Source organism: Ligilactobacillus pobuzihii E100301 = KCTC 13174, assembly GCF_000349725.1.
In the GTDB taxonomy this organism is placed as follows: domain Bacteria; phylum Bacillota; class Bacilli; order Lactobacillales; family Lactobacillaceae; genus Ligilactobacillus; species Ligilactobacillus pobuzihii.
In genome coordinates this window covers 3,275-14,325 of sequence record NZ_KB714693.1, presented here as the reverse complement: position 1 = coordinate 14,325, position 11,051 = coordinate 3,275, and the positions used below count along the sequence as shown (strand labels likewise).

10 protein-coding genes are annotated in these 11,051 nt (G+C 38.5%); 8 read left to right on the top strand and 2 right to left on the bottom strand.

Annotated features, from left to right (window positions below; genetic code table 11):
- Positions 1-574: zinc-binding dehydrogenase (locus LACPOB_RS11750; protein ID WP_040532816.1), on the top strand; the 574-nt coding region annotated here is incomplete at its 5' end.
- A 208-nt stretch (positions 575-782) separates the two neighbouring features.
- On the opposite strand, the gene LACPOB_RS0104205 is transcribed toward LACPOB_RS11750, so the two are convergent.
- Positions 783-1,682: a YitT family protein gene (locus tag LACPOB_RS0104205; RefSeq protein ID WP_017867581.1), complete on the bottom strand. Its 900-nt coding sequence runs from the start codon at positions 1,680-1,682 to the stop codon at positions 783-785.
- 101 nt (positions 1,683-1,783) lie between these two features.
- The gene (locus LACPOB_RS0104200) at positions 1,784-2,245 is read right to left on the bottom strand and encodes a GNAT family N-acetyltransferase (RefSeq protein ID WP_017867580.1); all 462 of its coding nucleotides are present in this window, start codon (positions 2,243-2,245) and stop codon (positions 1,784-1,786) included.
- Between the two features lie 357 nt (positions 2,246-2,602).
- On the opposite strand from LACPOB_RS0104200, the gene dhaK reads away from it, so the two are divergent.
- The 7 genes from dhaK (at position 2,603) to LACPOB_RS0104165 (ending at position 10,838) form a co-directional block, all read left to right on the top strand.
- Positions 2,603-3,598, top strand: coding sequence for a dihydroxyacetone kinase subunit DhaK (gene dhaK / locus LACPOB_RS0104195; RefSeq protein WP_017867579.1), 996 nt, complete (start codon positions 2,603-2,605; stop codon positions 3,596-3,598).
- Positions 3,599-3,727: 129 nt separating this feature from the next.
- Complete coding sequence (gene dhaL / locus LACPOB_RS0104190) at positions 3,728-4,315, top strand: dihydroxyacetone kinase subunit DhaL (protein ID WP_017867578.1); 588 nt, start codon at positions 3,728-3,730, stop codon at positions 4,313-4,315.
- The gene (dhaM, locus tag LACPOB_RS0104185) at positions 4,312-4,680 is read left to right on the top strand and encodes a dihydroxyacetone kinase phosphoryl donor subunit DhaM (protein ID WP_017867577.1); all 369 of its coding nucleotides are present in this window, start codon (positions 4,312-4,314) and stop codon (positions 4,678-4,680) included. Before dhaL ends, dhaM begins: the two co-directional genes overlap by 4 nt.
- Positions 4,681-5,277: 597 nt before the next feature.
- Entirely contained in the window at positions 5,278-6,783 is a 1,506-nt protein-coding gene (gene glpK / locus LACPOB_RS0104180) for a glycerol kinase GlpK (protein WP_017867576.1), read from the top strand.
- 152 nt (positions 6,784-6,935) lie between these two features.
- Complete coding sequence (gene glpO, locus LACPOB_RS0104175) at positions 6,936-8,774, top strand: type 1 glycerol-3-phosphate oxidase (protein WP_017867575.1); 1,839 nt, start codon at positions 6,936-6,938, stop codon at positions 8,772-8,774.
- A 247-nt stretch (positions 8,775-9,021) separates the two neighbouring features.
- Positions 9,022-9,732 carry an MIP/aquaporin family protein gene (locus LACPOB_RS0104170; RefSeq protein ID WP_026142746.1) on the top strand — a complete coding sequence of 237 codons (711 nt, stop codon included), beginning with the start codon at positions 9,022-9,024 and terminating at the stop codon, positions 9,730-9,732.
- A gap of 401 nt (positions 9,733-10,133) precedes the next feature.
- Positions 10,134-10,838 carry a GntR family transcriptional regulator gene (locus LACPOB_RS0104165; protein WP_017867573.1) on the top strand — a complete coding sequence of 235 codons (705 nt, stop codon included), beginning with the start codon at positions 10,134-10,136 and terminating at the stop codon, positions 10,836-10,838.
- Positions 10,839-11,051 lie beyond the last annotated feature (213 nt).

Here is an 11,051-nt window from a genome sequence, read left to right as displayed (position 1 = left end):
ATCGATCGATGCACTACTCAAAACAGGAATGCAACCAGCCGATGAAGTTCTAGTGACCGGTGCCACTGGCGGTGTTGGTAGTATTGCCATTGCCATTTTAGCGCAAATGGGCTATCAAAATTTAACTGCTTTAGTGCGGAAACAAAATCAGGTTGAGATCGCAAGAAGGCTTGGAGCTGGTGCAACACTTGATGCTAATACTTTAAAAAATGGTAAGCCTATGCAACATCAAACATTCGATTATGTTTTGGATACCGTTGGCGGTGATGTTGCCGCATCATTACTGTCTATGGTAAAAGTAAGCGGAGCTATGAGTATGTGTGGTAATGCCGGGGGAAATCAATTGAAAACGTCAGTTTTACCTTTTATCTTAAGAGGTATCTCGCTATTAGGGATCGATTCGATCACACCACCAGTAGAAGTTCAAGATGCGATTTGGCAAAAATTGGCTACAGATTGGAATGTCAGTGAACAGTTAGTTGTAGACGAAATTTCTTTGGCAGATACATTATCAGTTGTTCAAAAATTAAAAGAAGGGCAACATATAGGTAGAACGATTGTTAAAGTTCAATAGAGAACAAAAAATTGGGTTGGGACAAAACTAGCTGTCCAATTCTAAAAGGGCCGTCGATCTATCTCATTAAATGAGCTAAATCGACGGTCTTAAACGTGTTTTAAAAGATTGAAGTACTGTAACAACGATTGTGTTATCCAGGTTCTTCGCTTTGCTACGCCTCAAAAAAGGATCATCGTTACAAATTGGCTTCAAAACATCTTTTGTCTCACTCGTATTTATTTTTTCGTTTGATCAAATGTCTTTTAGGTCGACGATAGGTAAAGCCTTCACCAGTTGCTTCATTAACACTAAATGAAGTCATAAAGGCACGAGGGTCAACAGAAGAAACGATCTCTTTAAGCTTATGTAGCTCACTAGGTGAAACTGCAATGTACAAAGTTGGGCGTGGATCATTAGAGTAGGCGCCTTTGCTGTCTAAGACTGTTACGCCACGGTCCATTTTTTCCATGATCGAATCTGCGATCTCGCGGTAATGTTCGCTAATGATCAAGTTTCCGCGTGCTTCATAGGCACCGTCGATCGCGGAATTGATCAAGCGCGTAGAGATATAGGAGTAAAGCAAGGTATAAGCCAAGTGGCGTAAATCAACATAGACTAGAGATACTGTCAAAATTATGATATCAAGCCAGAGTAGTGATTGACCCATTGGAACTCCTTTAAAGCGCTCAAACATCTTGGCGATAATGTCAGTTCCACCAGTGGTACCACCAAAACGGTAGACTATCCCCTGGCCAACACCACCACAGATCCCGGCTCCGATCGAAGCCAAAAGTAAGTCATGTTTAAGATCGATCTTGATCGGGATACGCTGCCAGATCCATAAAGCGATTGATAAAACGACCGTGCCATAGATGGTGTAGATCAAAGCTTGTCGTCCCAAATAACGGTAACCGATCCAGATCAAGGGGATATTTAGTAAGATCGTTGTATAAGCCGGGTCAATATGAAACACGGCTTTAATTATCAAGGTTACTCCACTAAGCCCTCCGTCGGCTAAATTGTTAGCTATATTAAAGGAAACTAATGAAAATGCGAAAATTATACAGCCAAGTGCGATCATAATTAGATCGAGGGCATGTACTGACTCAGGATTTTTTTCTGCCATAAGATCACTCCTCGTATTAAACGCAATTTAAATTAATTCTAGCAGACCACATGGTAAAAGTAAAAATATTTTAGGTTTTTAAAAGCGCGATTTGGCGCATTTTAAGCGTGAGGTCCATTAGATAAGAGCATGTCGATATGTGGTATATCATCTTCAAGGTATTGCTGTGAAACAGCCTGAAAACCAAAAGAACTGTAAAATTTTTCGAGGTAAGTTTGAGCCTGGATCTTGATATCTTGACCTGGATACTTTTGGGAAATAATGTCAAGTGTAGCAGTAACTATCTTTCTGCCAAAGCCCTTACCTCGCATATTCTTTGGCACGAGTACTCTTCCAAAACTAGGATGAACTTGGTCATCATTTAAGACGATCCGTGTGTAGGCTAAGATCTCGTTTGAGTTTGTAAAAAAGATATGTAGTGCATTTTCATCTTTTTCATCGATTTCTTGATAGGGGCAATTTTGTTCAACTACAAAAACTTTTGTCCGCTCTTGCATGATCTTGATTAATTCTTTGGGTGTCAGTCCGGAAGTTTGTTTGACATTTAAAGTGAAATCATTCATTAAATGGGCTCCTTTCTTGTTAAACGTTGGCATAAACTGGGCAGGTCTTTTAAAACGGTAGTGAAAGAAAATAAAATTTTATTGTTGTTAGGTATAAATATCAGGTTATGCGAGAATTTTCTTATTTGGAAAACTTTTAAGACACCGTTTATTTTGACGAAAAAGCTTACATTATTGTTAAATAGTATAAAGTCCTAAAGGGATATAGCGAAAGCTTTTTGGTCAAAGTATCTCAGTGATAATTATTAATATATTTAAAAAAGTTAAACTACAGTTAAAGATTATTTTTATAAACCATTGTAATCGATTTATAAAATCTAGTATAGTACAATTAACAAGAAAGGTTGTGAGTGAATTATGAAAAAGATCATCAATGATGCTGGTAATGTAGTTCCAGAAATGGTTGATGGGTTGGTTCGTTCTTACCCGCAGTATTTACGACAAATTCCTGACACTGAAGCTGTAATGCGAGCTGATGAAGATTCGATGGCAGGCAAAGTCGGAATTGTTTCCGGCGGTGGTTCAGGACACGAGCCTGCCCATGCAGGTTTTGTAGGTAAAGGGATGTTGTCTGGCGCAGTGTGTGGGCAAGTCTTTACTTCACCAACTCCTGATCAGATTTACGAAGCAATTAAACAAGCTGATCATGGCAAGGGTGTTTTCTTAGTTGTTAAGAATTATTCAGGCGATGTAATGAACTTTGATATGGCGAAAGATTTAGCTGAAGTTGATGATATCCAAACTAAGACGATAGTTGTCGATGATGACATCGCAGTTGAAGATAGTTTGTTTACTCAAGGTAAACGCGGCGTTGCCGGAACTGTATTGATGCATAAGATTTTAGGTGCTGCTGCAGATCAAGGTGCAAGTCTAGATGATTTGGACCAATTGGCACAAGCTGTTTTACCAAATATCAAAACGATCGGGATCGCTTTACATGCGGCCACAGTTCCTGAAGTTGGTAAACCTGGATTTGAACTGGAAGATGATGAGATCGAATATGGTGTTGGCATTCATAGTGAACCAGGCTACAAACGCGAAAAAATCAAGCCATCTAAGGAAATGGCCGAAGAATTGGTAGCTCAGATCGACAAGTCTTTGCAGTTGGATAGTTCGAAGAAATATGCTGTGATGGTCAATGGTATGGGTGCTACACCGTTGATGGAACAATATATTTTTTCACATGATTTATTAGACTTATTGAAAAACAAGGGGATCACCCCATCCTTTATGAAAGTCGGAAATTATATGACATCGCTTGATATGGCAGGGTTGTCACTAACGGTTTTTGAAATCAAAGAAGATAAGTGGCTAGACTATTTGAACTATCCAGTAGAAACGATCGGCTGGTAGAAAGTACAAGACAAAACATAGTAAATAAAAGCTAAGAGTTAACAGATCTTTACTATGTACAGCCAGATCAAAAGAAAGTAGTTAATTAAAAGTATTAAGAATGTTGTAGTAAGAAAAGGGCGGATGACAATGGCATTAACAGTTGATAATTTAATAGAATGGATCAATAATTTCTCACAAAAGGTCAATGAGCATAAAGATTATTTAAGTGAACTAGATACGCCGATCGGTGATGGTGATCATGGTAATAATATGGCTCGTGGTGTGAATGCAGTCCAAGAATCGCTCACTAATAAAAAACCAGCTGAATTAACTGATGCATTTAAGCAAGTTGCGATGGCCTTGATCAGTAAGGTCGGTGGGGCTTCTGGCCCATTATATGGGACAGCTTTCCTTGAAATGGCAAAAAAAAGTAAGGACACAACTGATTTAGGTGAATTATTTACGGCAGCCAATGAGGGCGTTAAAAAACGTGGTGGTGCCAAGGTCGGTGATAAGACTATGGTTGATGTTTTCGAACCATTGGCTGAAAAATTGACACAGGGTTTACTTGAACAAAGTGAGATCGATGAGGCAGTTGAAGGTACTAAAGACCTAGTTGCTAAAAAAGGACGTGCCTCTTATTTAGGTGAACGTTCTGTTGGACATTTAGATCCAGGTGCAATGTCAAGTGGATATTTATTCTCAGCTTTAATTGAAACGGAGGGGATCCTATGAGCTTAGGGATCACGATCGTATCTCATGTACCAGAGATCGCCGCAGGCCTACCTAAGTTATTGAAACAAGTGGCCGCTGATGTGCCATTGACTTATGCGGGTGGTACTGATGATGGTGACATTGGTACAAGTATGGAAAAAATAAATCAGGCATTTGATGATAATTCAGCTGATGAGATCCTAGCATTTTATGATCTTGGTAGTGCTAAGATGAACCTTGAAATGGCTCAAGAAATGTCAGAAAAAACAATTCATTTGTACGATACTGCGCTGATTGAAAGTGCCTATACAGCTGCTTCTTTATTGCAGGCTGGTGTATCTTTGAAAGATGTTGAAGAACAACTAAAACCATTAAAAGTCAAATAATTAACTAATAAAAGTTTAGCTTAATAAGGGATTCCCAATTTGTTAACAATAAATTTAACGAATTGGGGATTTTTTTTATTACAATGGCCAAGCCAAACAGTATTTGGAAATAGTTAATAAATCAAATGAATATAAGCTTTTAAAAAGCGCAAATAATAAAATTCTTTTAGAAATCATAAATTTATGTTTGCAATAGTGTTATAGGTTCGATATAATATTTTCCTGAAAGCGCTTTTAGTTTTGTACAAGCTATTTTGCTTTCATCAAGAAATTGACATTTTTTTATGCAAGTAAAGGAGGAGCGATGTATATTTTTTGAAAAATTAGCATTATGAATGTTTGATAATTTGGAAAATTTACTTATTTTATTTTAGGGAATTCACAAGCATTAATTTAAAGTCAAAAAAATTTATTTCAATAAAATGTTAGTATAACAGCATTTATAAGCATTAATTTGATTAGCCTAAAAAAATATTGTAAACAACAAGGTTGTCAAACTTGGACTTGAGATTTATAATAATATGGTTAAACAAGTAAACGGTTTCTTGTTTTGCTTAAACTTTAGGGTGTTAAACCATTATACTAGGAGGATATCAAATGGCAGAAAAATATATCATGGCGATCGATGAAGGAACTACAAGTACCCGAGCAATCATTTTTGATCATAACGGTAAAGAAGTTGCTGATGGACAACGTGAATTTACGCAATACTTCCCACATTCAGGTTGGGTAGAACATGACGCTAACGAAATTTGGAATGCAGTTCAAGCAACGATTGCTGACGCATTTATCAACTCTGGTGTACAACCAGACCAAATTCAAGGTATCGGTATCACAACACAGCGTGAAACAACAGTTATCTGGGATAAAGCAACTGGTTTGCCAATTTATAACGCCATTGTATGGCAATCACGTCAAACTAGTGATTATGCAAACAAGATCATTGAAGATGGACATTCAGATATGATTCATGAAAAGACTGGTTTGTTGGTTGATCCTTACTTCTCAGCAACTAAGATCCGCTGGATCCTTGATCATGTGGATGGTGCACAGGAACGCGCCGAAAAGGGTGAATTGTTGTTTGGTACGATCGATTCATGGTTGGTATGGAAGTTAACTGGTGGTAAGTCACATGTTACTGACTACTCAAATGCTTCTCGTACAATGTTGTTCAATATTCATAAATTACAGTGGGATAAAGATATTTTGAAACTTTTGAATATCCCTGAAGTTATGTTACCAGAACCAAAAGGAAACTCTGAAGTTTACGGGTACACAATGGATTACCATTTCTACGGAAGTCGTGTTCCAGTTTCTGGCATGGCTGGTGACCAACAAGCTGCTCTCTTCGGTCAATTAGCGTTGAAGAAGGGTATGGTTAAAAATACTTATGGTACAGGTGCATTCGTATTGATGAATACAGGTGAAGAACCAATTATTTCTAAGAACAACCTGTTAACAACAATTGGTTACTCGATCAATGGCAAAGTTAACTATGTACTTGAAGGTTCAGTTTTCGTTGCTGGCTCAGCTCTACAATGGTTACGTGATGGTATGAAGATGATCGAATCTGCACCAGAATCAGAACAATTCGCTAACGAATCAGAAAATGATGACGAAGTATATGTAGTACCTGCCTTTACTGGTTTGGGTGCTCCTTACTGGGATTCCGCGGCTCGTGGTGCTGTATTTGGTTTAACGCGTGGTACATCAAATAAGGACTTCATCAAAGCTACATTACAATCATTGGCTTATCAAACACGTGACGTTGTTGACACAATGTACAAAGACACTGGTATCGAAATCCCAGCATTACGTGTTGACGGTGGTGCTGCTCGTAACAACTACTTGCTACAATTCCAAGCAGATCTATTGAATACACCAGTTGAACGTGTGGCCAACTTAGAAACAACGGCTATGGGTGCTGCATTCCTTGCAGGTTTAGGTTGTGGATTCTGGAAAGATACAGACGAATTGCAACATATGTTTGAAATTGGACAGCGTTTTGATCCAGAAATGGATGATTCACGTCGTGACCAATTATATGAAGGCTGGGAAGAAGCTGTTAAAGCAACAAGAAGTTTCAAACCAGAAACAAAATAAGCTTAATAAAAGCTAACTTAGGTAAGAAGAGAGAAGAAATTATTAAGAAGTTGCTAAAGGATAAATGCCTTATACAACTCGATATTAACAAGACTACGTGTGGAAATTTATTATTGCGCGTAGCTTGACTAAAAACGAGGAGGATATTGAAATTGAATTTTTCTTATAAATCAAGAAAGGAAACTATTGACGGACTAAAAAATACTGACTTGGATCTTTTGATCATTGGTGGGGGAATCACTGGTGCTGGTGTAGCGATCCAGGCTGCTAAAGCAGGTGCTAAAGTTGGTTTGCTTGAAATGCAGGACTTTGCTGAGGGAACAAGTTCTCGGTCCACAAAGTTAGTGCATGGTGGTATTCGTTACCTGAAAACATTTGATGTCGGAGTTGTTTCTGATACAGTTAAGGAACGTGCTGTAGTTCAAGGGATCGCTCCACATATTCCAAAGCCATTTCCAATGCTTTTACCAATTTATGATACACCTGACCAAACATTTGATATGTTTAGTGTCAAAATTGCGATGGACCTGTATGATCGTTTGGCAGGAGTTGAAGCTAGTCAATATGCTAACTATACGATCGACCGTGATGAGGTATTACAACGTGAACCTGGCTTGAAGAGTGATAAGTTATTGGGCGCTGGTGTTTATCTTGACTATGTTAATAATGACGCTCGTTTGGTAATTGAAAACATCAAAGGTGCTGTTGCATTGGGTGGCTTAATGGCTAGCCGTGTTAAGGCAGTTAATGTTTCGCACAATGCTGATGGAAAGATCGATGGTGTTACTGCACAAGATGTTTTATCTGGCGAAGAATTTGATGTTAATGCCAAGTTAGTGATCAATACGACTGGTCCATGGTCGTCTAAGTTCCTTGGTTTAGATGATAAGAACGGCGAAAATGGTCAAGTTATCCGTCCTACTAAGGGTGTTCATTTAGTTGTTGATGAATCAGTTTTAAGTGTACCTCAACCAACATACTCCGATTCAGGTGCTGGTGATGGTCGGATGATCTTCGTTGTGCCACGAGAAGGTAAAACTTACTTTGGTACAACTGATACAGATTACACTGGTGATTACACACATCCAACAGTTGAGCAAGATGATGTTGACTACTTGTTAAAGGCAATCAACAATCGTTTCCCTGAAGCAAATATCACACTTGATGATATTGAAGCTAGTTGGGCAGGTATCCGTCCGTTACTTGGTTCTAATGCTGGCTCTGACTATAATGGTGGCGGTGCTAACACTGGTAAGGTTTCCGATGAAAGTTTCAATAACTTGATCGCAACAGTTGCTAAGTTCAATAATGGTGAAGTAGAACGTGAAGACGTTGAAAAATCAATTAGTGCTTTGAAACAATCGAGTGGTGAAAAAGAAGTTTCCGCTTCGCAGGTTTCTCGTGGTTCTTCACTTGATGTAGGTGAAGATGGTTTGATCACATTATCTGGTGGTAAGATCACTGACTATCGTAAAATGGCTGCAGGTGCAATGGAATTGATCACTAAGACATTGAAAGATAAATTCAATGTTGAGATCAAAGATATTGACTCAACTAAATTACAAGTTTCAGGTGGTCACTTTGACCCTACGAATGTTGAAAAGACATTAGGATTCTATACAAATCTTGCTATTGGTAAGGGGATCCCAGAAGATGAAGCAAAAGACCTTGCAAACCGTTTCGGTTCAAACATGGGTCGTGTCGTTTTATACGTAGATGATGTTGATGTAGCTCCTGGCTTGACGTTAGCAGATACGATCAGCTTACATTACTCGATCGATTCAGAAATGACCTTAACTCCAGTTGATTATCTTTTACGTCGGACGAATTTTGTCTTGTTCCATGAAGATAAGTTAATGGAAAAGAAGGATGCGATCATTGACGAAATGGCCCGTGTCTTGGGTTGGTCAGCAGATGAGAAACAAAAACAAACTGATGAATTAAATGACTTAATTGCTGAAACACGCTTGGACAGTTTAAAAAATAAGTAAGAAAAATGAGCCATTTAGAAGGTAGGCACTATGATGACAAAGTCAGATAGTCATAGCCTTTTGGTTCGCGTAATTCTACTAAGAGTGATTCGTACCGATACATTGGTAACTCACTAATCGTTTATAGATTTAAATTATGCAATGGATCAAAGAGATCCTTGCATGACATAAAAAAATTGCTTTAAATTTGGGACAGAAAAATATAACGACTGTTCCAGCACATATAGGAGGAAAAATTATGGGAACTATTGCTACTGAAGCGATCGGTGAATTCATCGGTACTTTCGTACTGCTTGTACTTGGTAACGGTGTTTGTGCCGCTGTCAACTTGAATAAATCAAAGGCTCAAGGTGCTGACTGGATCGTTATTGCACTTGGATGGGGCCTTGGTGTAACAATGGGTGCTTACGTTGGTGGTATGATGGGTCCAGCTCATCTTAACCCTGCCGTAACGATCGCCTTTGCATGTATCGGTTTAACAAAATGGGCTGCTGTCGTCCCTTATGTTGTCGCTCAGATGTTAGGTGGTATTCTAGGTGCCGTTGTTGTATGGCTTTCATATCGTCCACACTGGGAAGCAACGAAGGATTCAGATACTATCTTGGGTATTTTCGCGACAGAACCTGCTATCCGTAGTTTAGGTAATAACTTTATTACCGAGGCTGTTGGTACTGCTGTCTTGGTACTTGGATTAGCAACATTTGGTCATGGTTCAATGGCTGATGGCTTGAATCCTGTCGTAGCTGGTTTGTTGATCGTAAGTATCGGTCTTTCACTTGGTGGCCCTACAGGTTACGCTATTAACCCTGCCCGTGATATGGGTCCTCGTATTGCCCATGCTATTTTGCCTATCGCAAATAAAGGTGGCAACGACTGGGGTTACAGTTGGGTACCATTCTTTGGACCTATTGTTGGTGGTATCGTTGGTGCTTTGATTTTCGCTGTATTGCCAATCTAATAATTACGAATATTTAAAGAGAGCGGGACAAAAGTCGTTTTGAAGCCGGTGTGTAATGTCGTTTACGTCATTTTTGGCCGTAGCAAGGCGCAGGACAGGAATGGCGTAAATGGCATTACATGGAGGATTCAGACTTTTGAAACGCGTTTATGCCATAAAAATTACAAGCGATAATTTGATTATTTTTAGTCAAAGAAGAGACTGGGACATTGTTTTGTCCCAGCCTCTTTTATTTTGCAATAAAAGAAAGCGTTTTATTGATTTTACGAACGACCACTGGTAATATAATTAGTAGGCACAAATATGATGAGCGCCGACACATTTATTGCCGCAATGTACAAACAAAGAAGTCACAGGGCATTATTCAATATCCGGATATTAGTAGAAAGGAGGAATAAAAAATGTATCATAAAGTGGCTGAAGATATTATTCAGGCGATCCTTACGAATAAATATACCGATAAATTACCAACTGAAAAAGAATTGGTTGCACAATATCATGTCAGTAGAAATACGATTCGTAAGGCATTGGATGTTGTTTTTGCTCATGGTTTACTTAGACGGGTTCGTGGTAGCGGTTATTATGTGATCAAAAAGCCGCTCCAATCGCAAAAGATTTTGAATTTGTCGATTGGATTTGATGAAAATTCAATGGTATCTGGCGGTCCATTGAGATCCAAAGTCCTTAAGTTTGATACTATTACTGCCGATAAAGATTTGGCACTGAGGGGCAATGTTGCGGTAAATAGTAGGGTTTATCGTGTTGTCAGATTACGCTATTTACAAGGTCAACTATATTCATTGGAAGAATCTTATTTCCCACGAAACGTTGTACCTTTTTTGACTGAAGAAAGTGTCCAAACTTCGATTTTTAGTTTTTTGCGTGATGCTTATCAAATGACAGGTAGTACTTCAGAAAACTATGTTCATGCCTCGAAAATAAGTGAACAGCAAGCTGATTTGTTAAAACGACAGCAGGGAGATCAGATTTTGTGCCTTGATGGGATCAATTATTTAGCAAGCGGAAAAGTTTTTAATTTTTCCAGAACTTATTTTGTATATGATAATTTAGCGCTTTATTATCACACGCAAAATATCGATATATAATCAAGCAGCAGTGTCTTATAACGAATACAGGGGTAGTTAGTTTTAGGTAAGCAAAAAATGAAAGCGCTATTCAAGTGCTTGCTATGTTTAATCAGCGTTAAGTAATAAGATAGGAGTGAAAAATACAATGAATGCATTTATTAATTGGTTAAATAAACACATTGTTCCAGTTGCAGCTAAAATAGGCTCAGTTCGGTGGTTGATCGCATTGCG

Coding starts and splice junctions, on each gene's coding strand:
- dhaM (WP_017867577.1), top strand. CDS start 4,312: ATGAGCTTAGGGATCACGATCGTATCTCATGTACCAGAGATCGCCGCA.
- LACPOB_RS0104200 (WP_017867580.1), bottom strand. CDS start 2,245: ATGAATGATTTCACTTTAAATGTCAAACAAACTTCCGGACTGACACCC.
- dhaK (WP_017867579.1), top strand. CDS start 2,603: ATGAAAAAGATCATCAATGATGCTGGTAATGTAGTTCCAGAAATGGTT.
- LACPOB_RS0104165 (WP_017867573.1), top strand. CDS start 10,134: ATGTATCATAAAGTGGCTGAAGATATTATTCAGGCGATCCTTACGAAT.
- glpK (WP_017867576.1), top strand. CDS start 5,278: ATGGCAGAAAAATATATCATGGCGATCGATGAAGGAACTACAAGTACC.
- dhaL (WP_017867578.1), top strand. CDS start 3,728: ATGGCATTAACAGTTGATAATTTAATAGAATGGATCAATAATTTCTCA.
- LACPOB_RS0104205 (WP_017867581.1), bottom strand. CDS start 1,682: ATGGCAGAAAAAAATCCTGAGTCAGTACATGCCCTCGATCTAATTATG.